The 19,665-nt window shown below is 46.5% G+C and carries 11 protein-coding genes; 7 read left to right on the top strand and 4 right to left on the bottom strand.

Annotated features, from left to right (window positions below; translation table 11 throughout):
- Nucleotides 1–207 precede the first annotated feature (207 nt).
- On the top strand, nt 208–687 hold the full coding sequence (rlmH, locus tag QOS03_RS01155) for a 23S rRNA (pseudouridine(1915)-N(3))-methyltransferase RlmH (protein ID WP_169461849.1): 480 nt from the start codon (nt 208–210) through the stop codon (nt 685–687).
- A gap of 13 nt (nt 688–700) precedes the next feature.
- The gene (locus QOS03_RS01150; RefSeq protein WP_283575083.1) at nt 701–1,123 is read left to right on the top strand and encodes an Rrf2 family transcriptional regulator; all 423 of its coding nucleotides are present in this window, start codon (nt 701–703) and stop codon (nt 1,121–1,123) included.
- A gap of 140 nt (nt 1,124–1,263) precedes the next feature.
- Here the strand turns inward: QOS03_RS01150 and QOS03_RS01145 are convergent, their stop codons facing one another.
- The 3 genes from QOS03_RS01145 to QOS03_RS01135 form a co-directional block, all read right to left on the bottom strand.
- Nucleotides 1,264–4,179: an LTA synthase family protein gene (locus QOS03_RS01145; RefSeq protein WP_283575082.1), complete on the bottom strand. Its 2,916-nt coding sequence runs from the start codon at nt 4,177–4,179 to the stop codon at nt 1,264–1,266.
- Between the two features lie 193 nt (nt 4,180–4,372).
- Entirely contained in the window at nt 4,373–5,755 is a 1,383-nt protein-coding gene (gene argH / locus QOS03_RS01140; RefSeq protein WP_283575081.1) for an argininosuccinate lyase, read from the bottom strand.
- Nucleotides 5,745–6,998, bottom strand: a complete 1,254-nt coding sequence (locus QOS03_RS01135) for an argininosuccinate synthase (RefSeq protein ID WP_283575080.1) — start codon at nt 6,996–6,998, stop codon at nt 5,745–5,747. Before QOS03_RS01135 ends, argH begins: the two co-directional genes overlap by 11 nt.
- A 439-nt stretch (nt 6,999–7,437) precedes the next feature.
- Between QOS03_RS01135 and QOS03_RS01130 the strand changes: the two genes are divergently transcribed.
- Nucleotides 7,438–7,662 (top strand): hypothetical protein, encoded by a 225-nt coding sequence (locus tag QOS03_RS01130; RefSeq protein WP_033934622.1) that lies wholly within the window; start codon nt 7,438–7,440, stop codon nt 7,660–7,662.
- Between the two features lie 105 nt (nt 7,663–7,767).
- Nucleotides 7,768–9,891, top strand: a complete 2,124-nt coding sequence (locus tag QOS03_RS01125; RefSeq protein ID WP_283575079.1) for an ATP-dependent Clp protease ATP-binding subunit — start codon at nt 7,768–7,770, stop codon at nt 9,889–9,891.
- A 33-nt stretch (nt 9,892–9,924) separates the two neighbouring features.
- Here QOS03_RS01125 and QOS03_RS01120 read toward each other — a convergent pair whose 3' ends face one another.
- A complete protein-coding gene (locus QOS03_RS01120) occupies nt 9,925–10,059 on the bottom strand; it encodes a hypothetical protein (protein WP_283575078.1) in 135 nt (44 codons plus the stop codon).
- Between the two features lie 122 nt (nt 10,060–10,181).
- On the opposite strand from QOS03_RS01120, the gene cls reads away from it, so the two are divergent.
- The 3 genes from cls (at nt 10,182) to addA (ending at nt 19,642) form a co-directional block, all read left to right on the top strand.
- A complete protein-coding gene (gene cls / locus QOS03_RS01115) occupies nt 10,182–11,651 on the top strand; it encodes a cardiolipin synthase (protein ID WP_283575077.1) in 1,470 nt (489 codons plus the stop codon).
- A gap of 448 nt (nt 11,652–12,099) precedes the next feature.
- Entirely contained in the window at nt 12,100–15,816 is a 3,717-nt protein-coding gene (locus QOS03_RS01110; RefSeq protein WP_283575076.1) for a PD-(D/E)XK nuclease family protein, read from the top strand.
- Nucleotides 15,809–19,642: a helicase-exonuclease AddAB subunit AddA gene (gene addA, locus QOS03_RS01105; RefSeq protein WP_283575075.1), complete on the top strand. Its 3,834-nt coding sequence runs from the start codon at nt 15,809–15,811 to the stop codon at nt 19,640–19,642. The genes QOS03_RS01110 and addA overlap by 8 nt, the downstream gene beginning before the upstream one ends.
- Nucleotides 19,643–19,665: the final 23 nt, after the last annotated feature.

Below are 19,665 nucleotides of genomic sequence, written 5' to 3'. Positions count from 1 at the left end.
TACTTTTAGTTATCCACAAGTAAAGATTGCAGAATTGTGGAAAACCCTTTATCATATTTATTGAAGTTTAAAAAACATTGTTATATCAATGGATTTAGTGGCTGGATACAAACGGCTGTTTTGGTTTTGAGCTGTGGATAACCTGCCGTGGTTAATTGGGAGACGAATTAATAGAATTACCGAACGATCGTAGTAAAGGAGTTTTAAATGAACATTAAGATAATTGGTGTTGGCAAGTTGAAGGAAAAATACTTTAAGGCTGGAATTGCCGAATATGCCAAGCGTTTGGGGAGATACTGCAAGTTTGAAATTGTCGAGGTACCAGATGAAAAAGCACCCGAGTCATTAAGTCAGGCTGAGATGGATGAGGTCATGGCCAAAGAAGGTGAGCGAATTCTAAGCAAGATCAAAGACCGTGAGTATGTTTTTGCCCTGGCAATCAATGGCAAGGAGCGTAGTTCAGAAGAATTTGCTAAGACGCTTAATCAACTGGCAACTTATGGTCACAGCGACATTACCTTCGTGATCGGCGGGTCACTGGGACTGAGCCCAGCAGTCTTAAAACGAGCTGATGAACAGATCTCATTTGGTCGGTTTACGCTGCCTCACCAGCTGATGCGGCTGGTTTTGACCGAACAGATCTATCGTGCATTTACGATTATCAATGGTCTGCCTTATCATAAATAGAGGTGCGCATATTATGAAGTATTCCCATCGATTAAGTGATGCCGTACATATTTTGGTTTATCTAGAGATTTACCATGGTCAAAAAATCAGTAGTCAGGATCTGGCTGCCAGCGTGGACGCAAATCCCAGCTTGATTCGCAGCCTGATTGCCAAAATGGTCAAAGCTGGCATTCTTAAGTCAAAATCAGATGCTCCGGCACCACAGCTGAGTCGATCAGCTAATGAGGTAACGCTGCTAGATGTCTATGCTGCTGTTGAGGAGAACCAACATTTACTGCATATTGATGAACAGACCAACCAGCAGTGTCCAGTTGGCAAAAACATTCAGCCAGTCCTCGGACAAGTCTATGATCAGGTACAAAAAGCTGCTGAAGCTGAGATGAGACAAATTACGCTGCAGACGATTGTTAATGGCGTGGCTGATCGGATTAGCTAAAAGAGAGTGAGAAAAAACTCCGAAAATCAGCTTGCGACCGATTTTCGGAGTTTGTCTTCGACCCAGCCAGCTACTGCGCTGAGGCATTATTATCCATAAAATAGTTAAGAGGTTGAGTTAATTCCCAGCCTCTTTTTTAGTTAGTGTGGGACCTTGAGTATGAACCAGTCATGCAGCAGGTAGTGATGGCCAGCCGTCAGATCGTATTGAACCATGCGATAGTCGTTGAACAGCCGCATCTGTTTTAAGGAAAGCGATGTCTTTAGGCCATCTTGATCAACATATTCGACGGCAGTACTGTGTGGGCGATTGCTGTGGCTGTGAATGCTGGTATCAAGCGTGATTGCCGGCAGTTTTTCATGAACCTGAGTCAAAAGCGCGTAGTATGGCGAAACCTTCAAATCCATCTGCGCCATGGCCATCGGAATAAACTCATTGGGACTGACGATCTTGGTTTTGTCAACATGACCGCGGTTGATTCGCTGAGCAGCCGGATTGCTGTAAATGAAATAGTCGGTCTCATGCATTACCAGACCGTGTTCAGCCATTGAAACACCGTTGTAGATGCCTGGTAGATGATCACCATACCAGACAACGGTGGTCGGCTGGCTGCTTTGATCTAAACGGCTGATGAATTTTTTGAGTGCCTCGTCAGTATAGTGGATGCCCTGCGTGTAGGTCTCAATCTGCTGCTGAGCCTGAGGAGTTCGATAGGCCGTTCCACTGACCTTATAGTTGTTGTGATGATAGAAATTGTTATAAGGCATGTGGTTTTGCATGGTAGCCAGCTGAATGAACTGATTGCCATGATGGTTTTTCAGGTTCAACAAGACCTGCTGATAGGCTGACCAGTCATCAATACGCGGACTGTTGTCGATCTTGTGAGTATAGGAAAGGCGGCTGCCACCATCAAGATGATAGAAACGGTTGAAGCCGAATTTGCGATAGACTTTTACGCGACTGTATAGATTGGCGGTAAACGGATGAATCCCATCACTGTATGAGAACAGCTGATTAATGGCAACAGCATGTTTTTGATATGGTACCAGCTGTGAATAAGGCGTTGGCATGGTTGGTGAGAAGTTGACGATAGAAAGTCCGGTTAGTGCTTGATATTCCATATTGGCCGTCCCACCACCATAGCCAGTACTGAGCATCAAGCCACTGGTCGTATGCGATTTAAGCTGATCCAGATATGGCACCGGATTACCACTGACCTTTAGATTAGGTACACGTCTTGGATCGGCAAAGCTTTCGCTTAAAATAAAGACGAGCCGCTGGTTGCCGACAGTAGCATGGGTTCGATGTCGATTGATTTTTTTTGCTTGCTGCAGATAGATCTGACCGATTTTTTCCATACGGGCCTTGGAATATCCTTTAGGCTTATCCATTACTCGAACATCAACGTTATTGGCAAACTGCAGCAGTGTGCCGTTGACCTTGGCACCACGCAGTTGAGCGTAAAAATATGGTGTATCATCGACTTTTTCGGCCCAGCGATAGGTTGGCGAGTTGGTATGATTGATCAAGGCAAAGCCGCTTAGATAAAGAAGAGAAAGGGCACCGATTAAATAACGCCATTGAATCCTAAAGCGGCACTTTTGGCCATACCGTATTTCGATAACGATGGCAAAGCCTAAAAGTACGATGACAAAAACACCAGCTGCAATCAGAATCGTTGGATCGACCATTCCCAGCATTTCTTTGGGAGCGGTAATCGTTGCCAAATCCGTTGGCAGAATCGGTTCTTCACGGGCTTGAATCTTAAGAATCGAGGCAATCAGCCAGCCGCCATAGATGATGATTGTCAAAGTACTGCTGATCCACCAGCGATTGGTAAGCGCCATTAAAATTCCAGCCAGTGCCATCATAATCAAGACGTTGGCCCAGACGATGGCATGGTGATCCATGATGATCCACTGCACCATGTTAAGCTGCCAGTTCCAAAGATAGCCAAATGACCAAATCGTCATCCCCCAGATGATGCTGGTGGTCAAAAGCAGTGGCCAGTATCTGAACAGGGCGATTTTCAAACCATTTAGCATCGTGGTCAGATTGATCCTGATTCGCCAGTCAAAGCGCGTGGCCCATTGATTAAGCAAGATTGCCAGCAGCCAAGTGCTTATCCAGACAATCAAAATGGCGACGATCAAATGCCAGTCCGGTTGATACTTTAGAAACGGCACCAGCAGCTTGGGGACAGCCAATAGATTCAGCACCAAGCCGCCTAAAATACCGTAAAAGCCGCTTGCTGAGCGTGAATTTAGCAGCTTGACCAGTGTTAAAACGATCAGAATAGCCATTAATAAATAGTTGTTTTGAAAGGCGTTGATGGCGACTTGATAGTGCGTAGTCAAGACCAGTCCATCATGCGGATTATACGTCAGCTGATTGATCTTAAACCAAGCCGTCAGACACGTCGTCAAAAAAATCAATAGATTAAAAGCCAGCAGCCAACCGATTCGGATCGATTTTTGTAAAGGCAGGTCGTTATTCAGCCAGTCACCCAAGGCAAATAAATAGATAAACCATAAAAAACTGTTGCCACCAGCAAAACCTAAAACGCCGGCTGCGTGATTAAGATTGAGCAGCCAGAGCGTCAGCGTTAAAATAATCAAAAAACGGCGGCGCCATGGTAGTTTGAAACGATGCAGCCATTTTTTAAGCCAAGGGTCAAAAAGCATCAATGCCAGATATGCCAGCCAAGTTACAAAAATATTTTGAACGACGTAGCGCTCAGCGGAAGGCACGCTTTCCAAAATGGCCGGCTGACTCAAATGATTGGCAATGCCAAATAAGATTAGCCCAACAGTCCCAAGTAAGATTGCAGTGGTTTGGCGATGAGAGGTCCTTAACTCAATTGCGCCCAGCATCATTGGCAAAACCACAACGCTTAAAGCAGCGGTATTTTTAATCATCCATAAAAACAAAAAGGACTGGCCAGCAGCATGGGAAAGCATTTGGCGAGCGGTAGTACAGACCGCGACCGTCACAATCAAGAGGACGGTCAGCCAAAGCATGCTGAACCAGTTTATGGTTAACTTCTTAAGCTTCAATTTTATTCTTCCTAACGTTTCCAAAATTAACTACATAATTATATCGAATCGTATTATGCATTTAAAATCAATCAACAAAGATGCGATTGATGTCGCATTAAGACCTTAAAAGCAGCTAGTGTCGCATTGATTTAATCAAATAACATAAAAAAATTCCAGTAAGGTTATAACCAGCCTTACTGGAATTTTAATTTTAATCTTCTAATAACTTTTTGGCAGCCTCAATTTGAGCCTTAACCTGGGAAAAACCGGTTCCGCCAGCTGAGTTCCGACGCTGAACGGCAACTTTTGGCTGCAGGACATGATAGACGTCTTCATCAATCAGCGGACTGATCTTTTGGTATTCATCCAAACTGATATCGCTGAGATTCTTGCCAGTCTTTAGTCCCTTTAAGACCAACTCGCCTACGATCTCATGCGCTTGTCTGAATGGCATCCCCTTGCTTGCCAGATAGTCGGCCAGCTCGGTAGCGTTGGAAAAGTCGTTATGAACGGCATGCTCCATTTTATCTTGGTTAACTTTAAGCGTTTCAACCATGCCAGCCATGATCTTTAGGCTGGGGATGATTGTCTTGACGGCATCAAAAACGCCTTCCTTATCTTCTTGCATATCTTTATTGTATGCTAGCGGCAGGCCCTTCATCGTCGTCAAAAGTCCCATCAGATCGCCATAGACCCGACCCGTCTTACCCCGAATCAGCTCAGCGGTATCGGGATTTTTCTTTTGCGGCATGATTGAACTACCCGTGGAATAGGCATCTGAAAGCTCGATATAGCCAAATTCGTAGCTGCACCAGTAAATCAGCTCTTCACACATTCGCGACAGGTGCATCATCAAAATGCTGGCATTGCTGATAAATTCCAAGACAAAATCACGATCTGATACCGCGTCCAATGAGTTGTGATAGATATCTGAGAAACCGAGGTACTTCGCACTCAATTGACGGTCGATCGGAAAGGTCGTTCCCGCCAAAGCCGCCGCGCCCAACGGAGAGACGTCGGTATGCTGCATGTTGAACTCAAATCTTTCAGCGTCACGCTGCAGCATCTGGAAATAAGCCATTAAATAATGACCATAAGAAATTGGCTGGGCATGCTGCATATGCGTATAGCCAGGCATGATGGTCTCAACGTTGGCACTAGCCTTATCTACTAAGACCTGCTGCAGTTTTTTGATAGCCACGATTACTTGGGGTAGTCGTTCCTTGACGTATAGATGTAAGTCGGTGGCGACCTGATCGTTTCGGCTACGGCCGGTATGCAGCTTGCCAGCAACCGGACCGATCTCTTCGGTCAAGAGCGCCTCAATGTTCATATGAATGTCTTCATTTTCAATATTAAAGGACAGCTGGCCCTGCTTCAGCTTTTTATCAAGTGTTTCCAGTCCCTTGATAATTGCATCGGCATCCACTGCATCAAGGATCTTGGTTGCCTTAAGCATCTTGACATGGGCCAATGATCCTTGAATATCTTCTTGGGCCATTTCCTGGTCGAATTCGATCGAGGCTCCAAACTTATTTACCAGATCGGAACCGGATTCTTCAAACCGACCACCCCACATCCGCTTAATCGGCACTGATGGTTTCCTCCTTTACGCTAGATTCAGATTGGTTCTTGGCAGCATTGGCCTGAACTTGAGCATAGACCTTGTCAGGCAGTTCCCAGAGCTTGATGAAGCCGCCGGCAGCTTCCTGATCAAATTCATCGGCTGAGGTGTAGGTAGCCAGGTTCTTGTCATACAAGGAATTAGGCGACTTCCGACCTTCACAGACAACGTTGCCTTTAAACAGCTTGACCCGGACCGTTCCGTTAACGTCTTTTTGTGTTTCCTTAATGAATGCTTGAATGGCCTTCATCAATGGCGAGTACCACAGACCATTGTAGATCAGGTTGGCCATCTTTAGTTCAACGACTGGCTTAAAGTGGGCTGCCTCACGTTCCAGAGTCAAATCTTCCAGATCCTTGTGCGCCTTCAAGAGGACCGTGGCGGCTGGACATTCGTAGATTTCACGCGACTTGATGCCGACCAGCCGATTTTCAACATGATCGATTCGGCCAATTCCGTGGTTACCAGCAATCTTATCGAGCTTCATGATCAGTTCGGCCAGCGGCATGGCTTCACCGTTAAGGGCGATCGGCTTGCCGTGCTCAAATTGAATTTCCATGATTTCAGGCGTATCTGGCGTTTTTTCAATTGGGTTGGTCCGATCGTAGGCATCTTCAGGAGCGCTGGCCCATGGATCTTCAAGAATCCCACATTCGTTGGCCCGTCCCCACAGGTTTTCATCGATTGAGTAGGGACTTTCCATGGTAATTGGAACGGGAATGCCATTTTTCTTGGCATAATCAATTTCTTCTTCCCGTGACCAGTGCCAGTCACGAATGGGATCTTCAATCTTCATATCAGGAGCCAGGGCATGAATGCCGGCTTCAAAACGAACCTGATCGTTGCCCTTTCCAGTGCAGCCATGGGCAATGGCAGTGGCACCATATTCTTTGGCAACGGCAACGAGCTTTTGAACAATCAGAGGTCGGGAAAGAGCAGAAACCAGGGGATATTCTTGTTCGTACATGGCATTGCTTTGCAGAGCAGGCAGGACAAAGTTTTCTGCAAAGTCTTCTTTGGCATCGATCACAACGGATGCGTAGGCACCAACCTGGGTACCTTTAGCCTTGATGGCTTCCAGGTCCTTGCCTTCGCCTACATCAATACAGCATGCGATTACGTCATAGCCTTTGTTCTTGAGCCAGGCAATGGCAACTGAGGTGTCCAGACCACCAGAATAAGCTAAAACGATTTTTTCCTTTTCTTGTTTCATAAGTTCTTCCTCCGATATTTCTGTTTCTGATTGCTCTTAATTTATAATTGATTTATAAATTGTTATTAAATATACAGAAATACGAATAAAAAGTCAACTATTCCTTATATTTTTATATTTTATGCAAAAGATAATCAAGGAACAAAAAGGATGTCAAAATTGCGATAAACGTTTGCGGTGCGGTATTTTGGGAACATGAGGACTAAAGTGAGAAAATGGTTAAATTTTTTTATCCATTTTTTTATTCACAGAGATTATCAGCGTGGATTTGTTTGTAAAAGCGGTGGTTCATATTGAAGGATAACGCTTTCATCATTGGTAATATATAAGGAAGGAAAAATCTCATAAATTAACTAAAAATGTTTTACAAATGTGGTATTTTACACTTGTGTTATACCACAGACGTGATATAATAAAAAACGTAAAGGAAGTGAGCATGGTGCGAATCGACATCAAGCATTATTTGGACGTGAATCACTTGACGATCTATCAAGTGTCCAAGCGATCCGGCTACGGCTACACGACCTTGCATAAATCGTTCAACAAGGAGCAGACCAGTGCCACGCCGCTTAATCTGCGCGACTTGGATGCTTTGGCTCGGGCACAGCACCGCAAGATGTGGGAAGTGCTAAAGGAGCTGGAAGAGCATTACTTGGAACGATAATCGCATAGTGTAGCAGTAGGAGGTCGAGTGTATAGCATTGGGCCTTTTATTGACCACTGATTTAGCGAACTACAATTGAATATAAAATTATAGGGGGAATAGCTTATGGCACAGATTCCAGTAGATCCATTCGATGACATGAATGACATTTTTAACCAGATGATGGGCGGCCTAAACGGTTTTAATACCGAAAATCGCCGCTACCTGATCAATGGACGTGAAGTGACCCCAGAAGAATACGCTCAGTATCGTCAAACCGGCAAGCTGCCACAGACTGGCGCCAAGCAGACTGCTGCCAAGGCACCTAAAAAGGGCGATATGCTGGCAAAGCTGGGGCGCAATTTAACTGAAGAAGCCAAGGCTGGTAAATTGGATCCAGTCATTGGTCGTAACAAAGAAATTCAAGAAACCGCGGAAATCCTCAGTCGTCGAATCAAGAACAATCCAGTTTTGGTTGGTGATGCCGGGGTTGGTAAGACGGCGGTCGTTGAAGGTTTGGCCCAAGCCATCGTCAACGGCGATGTCCCAGCCGCAATTAAAAACAAACAGATTATCAGCATTGATATTTCCAGTTTGGAAGCTGGTACCCAATATCGGGGCAGCTTTGAAGAAAATATGCAAAAGCTGGTCGATGAAGTCAAGAAGGCTGGCAACGTCATCTTGTTCTTCGATGAAATTCACCAGATCATTGGGGCCGGCAGCTCTGGTGATGGCAATGGCTCCAAAGGGATGTCCGATATTTTGAAGCCAGCACTGTCACGTGGTGAAATCACGGTTATCGGGGCTACGACACAAGATGAGTACCGCAATACCATCATGAAGGATGCCGCCCTGTCACGGCGGTTCAACCCAGTTGTCGTCAATGCGCCAAGCAAGGAAGATACGTTTAAGATTCTGCAGGGGATTCGGGGGCTGTATGAAAAGCACCACAACGTCACGCTGCCGGATAATGTCTTAAAGGCTGCCATCGACTACTCAGTTCAATATATTCCACAGCGCAGCCTGCCAGACAAGGCTATTGACCTGGTTGACATGACGGCTGCTCACCTGGCAGCTAAGCACCCTGTTAAGGATGCCAAGGAGATCGAGGCCGAGATCAAGCGCGTTGAAAAAGAACAAAACGAAGCTGCTGAAAAAGAAGACTATCAAAAGGCTCAGCAGTGCAAGGACAAAATTGCTGATCTGAAAAAGGAATTGGCAGATCACTCGGCTTCTGAAAAAGTTACGGCAACGCCAAGCGATGTTGCTGACTCAGTTGAACGGCTGACTGGCATTCCGGTTTCTAAGATGGGCGCCAGCGATATTGAACGGCTCAAAGGCCTGGCTGGTCGGCTCAAGAGCAAGGTTATTGGTCAAGATGAGGCCGTTGACGCCGTTGCACGAGCAATTCGGCGGAACCGGGCCGGCTTTGACGAAGGTAATCGTCCAATCGGCAGCTTCCTGTTCGTTGGACCAACCGGTGTCGGGAAGACTGAACTGGCTAAGCAATTGGCTTTGGATATGTTCGGCAACAAAGACGACATTATTCGACTCGACATGTCCGAATACTCTGATCGGACGGCCGTTTCCAAGCTGATTGGGACTACGGCTGGGTACGTTGGCTACGATGACAACAGCAATACGCTGACAGAAAAGGTTCGTCGTCACCCTTACTCAATCGTTTTGCTTGACGAAATTGAAAAGGCTGATCCGCAAGTCATCACGCTGCTTTTGCAAGTATTGGATGATGGTCGACTGACGGATGGTCAAGGCAATACGGTCGACTTTAAGAACACGATTATTATTGCTACCTCCAATGCCGGCTACTCCAGTGATGCCATGATCAAAGCCGCTGACGATAAAGAAGAGAGCCTGACTAAGCGGCTGGAGCCATACTTCCGTCCTGAATTCCTCAATCGGTTTAACGCCATTGTTGAATTCCGCCACCTGACGAAAGAGGATCTCAAGCAAATCGTTGACCTGATGCTCAAAGACGTCAACAAGACCCTGGCTAAGAAGGGCATGGACGTTGCGGTTAGCGAGGAAGCCAAGAACTTCTTGATTGACCAAGGCTATGATGAGGCAATGGGGGCTCGTCCATTACGGCGGGTCGTTGAACAGCAGATTCGCGACCAGGTTACCGACTACTATCTGGATCACCTGGACGTTAAGCATCTGCGCGCCGACATGCAGGATGGCAAGCTGGTTATTAGCAAAAACAAAGACTATCAAGCACCAAAAGCTGAATAAGCAAAAAAGAGCTGGTAAAAAGCCAGCTCTTTTTTAATGGCGTTGATTCAAGTAGATTGCCAAGATGACGATCAGCGCCAAAGCGATAATCGCCAGTCGTGGATTGGCCTTGAACAGTTCGTGAAACAGATGGTACTGGCCGATTCCCAATGGCAGTGAGTTAAACATAATCGTTCATTCCTTTTTAACAATAGTTATCATATTTCGAAAAATTATAGCGCAATTAAGTTGTTGGTTCGAATCAAAAGGTGCGTTAGAATAAAAAAAGCAAGCGAAAGGAAGGTAGAACAATGCTTTTAACGACGTGGCAGATTATCAAGTTGATTATTTGGGGAATTATCTTAATCAACGAAATTGCCGCGCTTTATACGGTATTTCGTGAAAAGCGCGATATTGCCGCGACCTGGGCCTGGCTGCTGGTTTTGACCCTGATTCCGGTGCTGGGCTTTATCCTATATGCATTTTTAGGACGCAAGCTGCCCCAGGACAAGATGGAACGGATTCAGTCGCAAACGGAACTGGAACTGAGCGCGGCCTTAGAAGAGCAGAAAAAGCAGTTTTTGGATATGCCGCGGCCTAAAAAACAGACCATGCGCATGTATCGACGAACGATCATGCTGTTTCAAAGCATCGACAACGCGTTTTTGACTCGGCACAATCAGGTTGATATCTATACGGATGGGCAAGAACTGTTTCAAAAGATGTTTGATGATCTAGCTAATGCCAAAAAAAGCATCCATATTGAGTTTTACACGATCTATAACGACCAGATCGGCAATCAGCTGCGCACGCTGTTGGAGCAGAAAGCGGCAGAAGGCGTTGAGGTCCGGGTTTTATATGACTCGTGGGGCTCAATGGGCGTTAAGCGCAGTTTTTATGATGCTTTAAGACAAAATGGCGGCCTGGCTGAACCCTTCTTGATGACGCACAGCAACTTGTTTGATTTTCGGCTGAACTATCGCGATCACCGAAAAATCGTCACTATTGACGGTCAGATCGGCTACGTGGGCGGCTTTAACGTCGGTGATCAGTATTTGGGCCGACTGCCAAAGTTTGGCTACTGGCGTGATACGCATCTACGTGTGATTGGTGGGGGCGTTTATTCATTGCAGCAGCGATTTATTCGTGATTGGAACGCATCGCAGCGGCACGTGCACGATAAGATCATTTACTATCGGCCTTACTTTCCACCAATTACGGTCAAGCAGGGCAATACAGCCTTGCAGATCGTTTCAAATGGTCCAGAATCACCGTTGGAAAAAATCAAGCTTGGCTATTTGCGGCTGATCAATGCCGCTCAGGATCATATCTGGATCCAAACGCCGTATCTGATTCCTGACGATAGTGTCTTGGATGCGTTGCGAATTGCCATTCATTCTGGCGTTGACGTGCGCATCATGGTACCATGCAAGCCAGATCATCCCTTTGTCTATCGGGCTACGCAATATTATGCCCACCAGCTGGCCAACGAAGGAGCGACGATCTACTTTTATCAAAATGGTTTTCTGCATGCCAAGACCATGGTTGTTGACGGCAAGATGGCTTCGGTTGGTTCGGCCAATGTTGACTTTCGCAGCTTCAAGCTTAACTTTGAAATCAATGCCTTTATTTATGACCACCGCATTACGGATCAATTGGAACAGATCTTTGTCAATGATATTCGCGACTGCAAGGTTATGACACCTGAGATGTTTGCAGTCCAACCGCTTTGGCTGCGCTTTAAACAGACGTTTTCACGCTTGTTCTCACCGATTCTATAAAGGAACTAAAAAACCCGTTGACCAAGGATTGGCCAACGGGTTTTTTAATTTCAGCGGGTTAGGACATCAGTTAAACTGACACATCAAAAAGTTATCATTGAGGCGATTAAAAACCACCAAGTATGGAGTAGAGAGATTTGAATTTGAGATAAAAGATGACTTTATTGGGATGAAAGTCCTAACCCTAACTTAGTTATTGCTCACTAAGTAACAATTACATTAAACCACTTTTGCTTCACAAAGACAACCAACAAACTAAAATTTATTATTTTTATTTTTAATTCGTTATAAATGCTGGTCTGATGCTGATTATGATCATCGGTGACTGTTGATCAATAATTCACAAGATTCATGAATTAGAAGTAAGATTGGAATTATCGACCACGGTCTTTTATGGCGGCGGTCCATGATAAAATTGAAGCAATCAATCAAAACGGAGGAAAGCGCAATGAGCAGCTTGAGATTTATTTTGGGAACGGCCGCCTATGATCACCGGGCCAGTCTGTTGGCTGAAATGAAAAAGCAGATGGTCACCGATCCTAATGGTGAGTTTTTCTATCTGGTTCCCAACCATATTAAGTTTGCAACCGAGATTGAGGTGCTGAATCGCCTAAAAGATACGGCCGCGCTTGATGATGATCAGCCTTATGCACAGATGAAAGTTCAGGTATTGTCATTTAGCCGGCTGGCTTGGTATCTGCTGCGTGATACACCGGCATTTCAGGCACCGCGGCTTTCACCAACCGGCTTAACGATGCTGACGGCCCAGATTGTCAATCAGCACCAAAATGAGATGCAGATGTTTGCTGGTGAGGTCAAGCGGCCTGGCTTTATCAAGGAACTGACTCAACAGCTGACTGAATTGCAGACGGCTAAAATTGCGCCAACTGACTATGCAGCCATCATGGAACGCGCCAAAACCTGGGCCCAGACAAATCATCAGGTTTTAGATGACGTCTGGCAGGCTAAATTGAAGGTCATTTTTATGGTCTACGGCGAATTCGTCAAGGCTTTGGGCGACTATCAAGACATCAGTCAAATTGATGCCTTGCTGGTAAAATACTTGCAGCAAAAAGATCTGTCGCATGCTTATTTTTATCTAGATCGTTTCTCACAGTTTACGGCCCGTGAGCTGCAGATCGTTCAGGCACTGATTAAAAATGCCCAGGCTACTACGATTTCATTGATCTTGGATCGGTCCTATCATAATGAGCTGCCAGACGAACATAATCTGTTTTATGAGTCTGGCTGTCAGTACTATCGCTTGGTGCGCTTTGCCAAACAGACGCCAGGCGTAAAACTGGCAGACGATCTGATGGCTGATCAGCCACGAGTCAATGAAGATCTGCAGGTTTTGGAGCGAGTCTTTGCCGCGCAGACGCAGATGCTTAGTGAACTGCCCATTGAGCCACTCAAGGATCCTAAAAGCATTCAGTTTTTTACTGCGTCCAATCGTGTAGCTGAATTGAATTTGATTGCTGCCAAGATCCGCCAATTGGTCAGCACTGGGAAATACCGCTACCGTGACTTTCTGATTCTAACGCGGCATCTGGATGGCTATGCCACGATGCTGGATTCGGTCTTTAAAGCCCATGAGGTACCGATTTTTAATGACTTGGAACGCCTGATGAATAACCATCCCTTGGTCAATTTGATTGAAGCTTTGTTTAAGGTTTATCAGCGCCACTTTGCTACCAGCGACGTTATGCATCTATTAAAAACCGGCCTATTGGTACCAAAAGACATGCATGATGATCTGGGGCGGACAGTCACCAAAAAGTATTTTCAAAACGCCATCTACCAAACGGAAAACTGGTGTCTGCAGTATGGTCGCACTGGTGACGACTGGCTGAGCAAGCAGAAATGGCATTTTGATCCCAACGTTGATGAAGAAGAGCTAAAGCATCATGCTGATATGCAAAAACGCGATCGGCTGGCTTCAGCACCGTTGAACGTCATCAAGGATTACGTCAATGGGCTGCAGAAATTTTTCAATCAGCTTGATCAAGCTCAAAATGGTACTGAAGCAGCCAAGGCACTATATAGCTTTTTGGTTGGTGCGGGTGTCGTCGAGCGGCTTCAGGAATGGTCGGTTGCCGATAGTCAGATCGATCTGACAAGAGCCCAAGAACCGCAGCAGGTTTGGCAAGTCTTTTGCAATATCTTGGATGAGTACGTGCAGATTCTAGGCCAACAGCAGCCATTTATGATTGATGAGTTTGCGGATCTGTTGATGGCCGGCTTTGAGACCGCCCAGTACTCACAGATACCGTCAACGCTGGATCAGGTCGTAATCTCTGAAACCGGGATCGTGCAGACCGACACGCGCAAGGTTGTCTTTATGATGGGAGCTACCAGTGATGTTATGCCAGAAGCTAAATCGGCTACGGGGCTGCTCAGCGATCCAGATCGTGAATTGTTGAATGCCTGCTTGAGTGATGAGCAGTTTTTGCCAGCCAGTGGAGTTGAGAAAATGAGTGGTGAGCCATTCCTAAACTACCTGGGCTTTATGAGTGGAAAAGAGCGTCTGATTATTTCGGCACCACAGCTTGGTAATGATGAAAAGCCACTTGGTCTGTCGCCTTATATGATTGATCTGGCAATGGCTTTTGATCGTTGGGATGCTGATAAAAAACAGCTCAAAGACGATTTGCCGTTTATGGCTCAGCCGCAAGATTCGGCACTTGAGGCCTGGCCGTATGTCAGTGCCCCAGCAGCCGTTTTGGGTAATTTGATGCAGGTCTTGCGTCAGGCATTGGATGATCATCAGCCATTGGGTGCGGCCTGGAGCTTTTTGAGCAAACTAATGGTCCAAAATCTTACGCGCTATGATTGGACTGCCAAAAGTCTCGAATACGCCAATGAAACGACACCGCTGCCGGCTGCATTGGCGGAACGGCTGTATGGACAATGGGATCCGGAGGCACTGGATGCTCAGACCCAGGCAATGCAAAATGGTCAGCCGCTGCCTCAAACGGCCCCTAAGCTGCAGCACAATACGCTTTATGCATCAATCTCACAGCTGCAGGACTATTACCGCAACCCTTACGAATATTTTCTTAAATATGGTCTGCGCATTCAAAAGCGCGAAGAACTGGAAATCTCGGCTGATAAATCCGGGACGTTTTTCCATGACAGTCTGGACTGCTTTATGCGGCTGCTCAATCAACAAAACCTGCAGTTAAGCGAATTAAATGACGATCAGCTTCAGCACCTTACGCACCAATCAATGGCCTGGGCCTTTGATCAACAGCCACAGTTGATTCAATTGACGCAAAACTACCAGCGCCTGGCCTTTCGCAAACGACAGTTGGAACGGCTGGTTGAAACGATGACAAAAGTACTGCGCAACCAGGCTAAGCTGACCCACGCCCAAAACGTGGTAACGGAACAGAAATTTGGCGTGATGGACCTCAGTGATCAAGGACAACACAGCTTTGCCCCATTGATTTACCCACTTGACCAGGGACACAAGGTTTATCTGCGCGGCCGCATTGACCGAATCGATGCTGTTGAGTTGAATCAGGAGCCCTACTTAATGGTGGTTGACTATAAGTCGGGCAATCAGCAGTTCAATCTGGTTGAGGCTTATGATGGCTTGGCTCTGCAAATGCTGTCTTATTTAAACAGTCTCAGTCATCAGCTTAAGCTTAATCAGCAGACGGCTAAGATTGCCGGTGCGCTTTATCTGCATTTGCAAAATCCAGTCTTTAAATGGGAGAGCCTCAGTGGCAGTCTGGCCAGTGAGGAATTGAAGAGTCATCGCTATCGCGGTGTTTTATTAAATGATCGACAATTGTTGAGCGACCTGGATCGCGGTATCGATGACTTTAAGCCCCAGCTGCTCAGCCTGCGAGCGTTCAAAAACGGCAATCTCAAGGCCAACAGTGGGATGGCGCTGGTTGATGAAAAACAGCTGGCAGCACTGTTGGCTCGCAACCAAGAACGCATCGTCAACGCAGCCACACAGATCTTTAATGGCGATACGTCACTAAGACCTTATCGACTGGATAAACAAGATGGCCTGCAATACAGCGACTATCAAGATATCTATCGCTTTGACCCAATGCTGGATCAAAAACACTATCGCGATATTTTACTGACTGAGCGCGACGTGGCAGAAAAGCTGAAACAAGATCAATCACAGGGGGATAAAAATGAGTGATACCAAGTTTACGCCACAGCAAAAGCGAGCGATTGATGCCAGAACCCATGACATTTTAGTATCGGCATCGGCGGGGGCAGGCAAGACCACGGTATTGGTTGACCGGGTCATCAAAATGTTGAAAGAAGACGCCAATCTTAATATCGATCAACTGCTGATGGTTACCTTTACCAACGAAGCGGCCGATAATATGCGAGATCGGATTCGACGCCGGTTGGAAAAAGAAGCTAATAATCGGCATCTGCGCGATCAGATCAACCGGCTGGCGATTGCCCATATCAGTACGATTCATGCCTTTTGCCAGCAGCTGATCAAGCGCTACTACTACCTGATCGATCTGGATCCGCAGTTTCGTCTGCTGACGGATGAAACCGAAACGATTCTTTTGCAGGATCAAGTCTGGGATGATTTAAGAGAAGAGCTTTATGCCAGAGATGCACTAATTGAAGATCCTAGCCAGCGACCATTTGAAAAGCTGGTGCTGAATTTTGTCAACGACCGCAGTGATGATGCTTTAAGCGATATCGTTATGGAACTGGATCGGGTTGCCAATGCTCAAGCGGATCCGCATGCCTGGCTCAAGCAGCTGCCTAAAATGTATGAGTTGGCAGATGGTGAGCTGACCAAATCGAGTTTTTATCAAAAACAGCTGCTGCCCGTCTTGAAACGCGAATTAACCCAGATTCATGCCGACTTTCTTACTTTAACGCATCAAGCCCAATCAGCCGGTCTAGATACGACTGCATCAATGCTGAAAGCAGATACGCAAACCGCAGCTGAGCTATTGCAGCTGATCGAATCGGATACTTGGGATGCAATCAGCGCTAAGCTCAATAAAAAACAGTTTCCAACGATTAAGGGACGGCCTAAAAAAGACGAGCTTGAAGCTATGGCCGCCTACGAATCGATCAAAGATGCCCGCAATGATCTGAAGGACCGTATTCAAAGCCTCCACGATCATTACTTTATGGATGCCAGTCTATTGATCAAACTGTCAGCGGGAGCTAAAGGCATCGTTGACGAACTGGTTGACGTAGTCTGGCAGTATCGCCAAAACTATCAGCAGCTTAAATTACAACGGCATCTGCTGGACTTTTCCGATTTGGAGCATTATGCGTATCAGATTTTGACGGTTGACACCAAGGCCGGGAAGCAGACTTTAAAAAATCTGCAGCGGCACTTTAAGGAAATCATGATTGATGAGTATCAAGATACCAATCCGCTGCAGGAAAAAATATTGCAGCAGCTCCATGATCCAAGTGTCAATCGACTATTCATGGTCGGTGACGTCAAGCAATCAATCTACCGGTTCCGTCAAGCCGATCCAACGATGTTCCTGCATAAATATCAGACGTTTGTCAAAGAGGATCAGCTGCAACCGAACTCGCCAGGCGAATTGATCAATCTGGCCGAAAATTTCCGTTCCATGCCCAACGTAACCGACTTTACCAATTTGCTATTCAGTCAGCTGATGGATCATCAAGTCGGTGAGATGGACTATGATGAGGCAGCCCATTTGAAATTTGCAGCGCAATGGTATCCAAAAGACCAGGTTAAGCCGGTTGAGGTGATGCTCTATGACGCCAATGCCGAGGATAATGACGAGCAAGCCAGTCATGAAGCCGACCGTCAGTCAGGTGAGCTGCGGATGGTAGGGATGCGGATTCGCCAGATGCTGGATAATCATGAGCAGATTTTTGACCCAGACGCACCCAATGGTCATCGAGACATCAAGCCTGGTGATATTGTGCTTTTAGAGCGGGCTAAGTCGATCAACAACACGTTGGTCAACGAATTTGCTTCATTGAATATTCCTTTGACCGTGCATGGCGTTGAAAACTACTTTAAGTCGACTGAAGTACGGACGATTGTTTCATTGCTAAAGATCATCGACAACCCATATCAAGACATTCCATTGGTAGCCGTTTTGCGCTCACCAATCGTAAATCTAACGGAACCGGAAATGGCCTTTTTGCGGATCAATGATCGTCATGACCAGTATTTTGGGGCATTGAAGCGCTTTGTAGCGACCTATCATGATCTAAAGCTGCTTGATGATCATCCATATGGCATTGACCTGGCCGCGCTCTATCAAAAAACGGCGTATTTTTTAAAACAGCTGCATGAATTTCATGAAACGGCCCAGCGGCGCTCGCTGGTTGAATTGATCTGGCAGATTTATCAAGAAACCGGCTATCTGGATTATGTGGCCGGCATGCCGGGCGGACAGCAGCGATCGGCCAATCTGCATGCTCTGTATGAACGGGCACATGGCTATGAGGAAAGCAGCTTCAAGGGGCTGTATCAATTCATTCGCTTTATCGAACGCATGCAAAAACGCAATCAGGACCTTGGCGAAGCACCTGCCCAACTAGCCAGTGATACGGTCAACGTAATGACGATTCATGGTGCGAAAGGTCTGGAATTTCCGGTTGTCTTTTTGATTGATACGGCACATGGCTTTAAGGATGAAAATGGCAAGGCAATTATTGATGCCAATGCAGGTCTGGGTATCAAGTATCTGGGACAGGCTGCCGATCAGAATCCGGATGCATTGCCACAGATTCTCTATGATCTACCGCAGCGCAACTTAATTATTGAAGCTCAAAAGGCTAGCAGCCGGGCCGAGGATCTGCGGGTCCTGTACGTTGCTTTGACCAGGGCCCAGCAACGCCTGATCATTACCGGTTCAGTCAATGAAAACAAAGAAGGCAACACGCGCTCAGGACGCGCTCAGGCAGCCAAGACCTGGCAAAAAGCCCTGCAGAGCGATCAAGCCGTAATTGGTGCGCAGGCCCGCCTCAATGCCCATTCATTTTTGGACTGGATCGGAATGGGGATCATGCGTGCAACCGATTTTGATCTGACTGATTTGGATATGGAATCAGATGGCGATGAGGCAAAGTGGCAGACCAGTATCGGTGATTTTAAAGCACAGCGCTATAATCAGACTCAATTACAGCAGCAGCTGGAACATTTGGCAACTCAGCGTGGGACTCGGGCTGAAGAAACCGCCACGGCAACTGCAGAGCTGACGCCAAAACAACAGCAGCTCTATCGTCAAGTCGTAGAAATGAAGTATCCGCATCCGCAAGCAATCGTGACGACGGCCTATCAAGCGGTTAGTGACATCAAGCAGCTGTTTGCCACTCAGGATCCGGATGATCGCGAGATGGGACGCTTGACGTTTGATCAGCAGCAGGTCAAGACCAGTGGCTGGTATCGCAGTGATGACTTTGCTCAGCCTGAGTTCATGACGACTCAGCAGCATCAGCTTTCGGCAACCGAGATTGGGACGGCAACGCACCTGGTCTTTCAAAAGCTGGATCTAACCGGCGGTGTGGTTGACGAAAAGCTGGTCAAACAAACTATCGCTCAGTTAAGAATGGATCAGCTGTTAAGCAGTGATGAGCTGGCAGCTGCCATTGACGTTGAAGGTATCGTGGCCTTTTATCAAACCGAGCTTGGGCAGCGAATTCTAACGCATGTAGATAGTCTGCATCGTGAAGCGCCTTTTTCCATGCTGATCAATGCTGCTCAGCTTTTCAAGAATCTGGCGACTGAAAAAGAGGATGCGCCAGTGCTGGTCCATGGAATTATCGATGGCTACTTTATCAGCGGCGATGGTCTGGAATTATTTGACTACAAGACTGATCACGTGGATCTGTCAACGGTCCCACTCAAGGAACGTTTTGAGCAGCGTATTGTCGATCGCTACAGCGGTCAGCTGAATCTATATGCTGGCGCGCTGCAGGCCGTTGAACGGCAAAAGGTTGCGCACCGATGGCTATACTTGGTGGCCGCTCGTGAAATAAAAGAGATTTAAAAGAGGTTGGGAAAAACTAATTT

The organism is Limosilactobacillus pulli (assembly GCF_947381555.1).
Taxonomy (GTDB): Bacteria; Bacillota; Bacilli; order Lactobacillales; family Lactobacillaceae; genus Limosilactobacillus; species Limosilactobacillus pulli.
Note: the sequence above shows the minus strand (reverse complement) of the source record. Positions and strands in the feature narration are given on the sequence as shown.

Excerpts from the sequence above, each read along its gene's own strand:
- QOS03_RS01125 (WP_283575079.1), top strand. The coding sequence starts at position 7,768 with ATGGCACAGATTCCAGTAGATCCATTCGATGACATGAATGACATTTTT.
- addA (WP_283575075.1), top strand. The coding sequence starts at position 15,809 with ATGAGTGATACCAAGTTTACGCCACAGCAAAAGCGAGCGATTGATGCC.
- QOS03_RS01120 (WP_283575078.1), bottom strand. The coding sequence starts at position 10,059 with ATGTTTAACTCACTGCCATTGGGAATCGGCCAGTACCATCTGTTTCAC.
- rlmH (WP_169461849.1), top strand. The coding sequence starts at position 208 with ATGAACATTAAGATAATTGGTGTTGGCAAGTTGAAGGAAAAATACTTT.
- QOS03_RS01150 (WP_283575083.1), top strand. The coding sequence starts at position 701 with ATGAAGTATTCCCATCGATTAAGTGATGCCGTACATATTTTGGTTTAT.
- QOS03_RS01135 (WP_283575080.1), bottom strand. The coding sequence starts at position 6,998 with ATGAAACAAGAAAAGGAAAAAATCGTTTTAGCTTATTCTGGTGGTCTG.
- QOS03_RS01110 (WP_283575076.1), top strand. The coding sequence starts at position 12,100 with ATGAGCAGCTTGAGATTTATTTTGGGAACGGCCGCCTATGATCACCGG.
- cls (WP_283575077.1), top strand. The coding sequence starts at position 10,182 with ATGCTTTTAACGACGTGGCAGATTATCAAGTTGATTATTTGGGGAATT.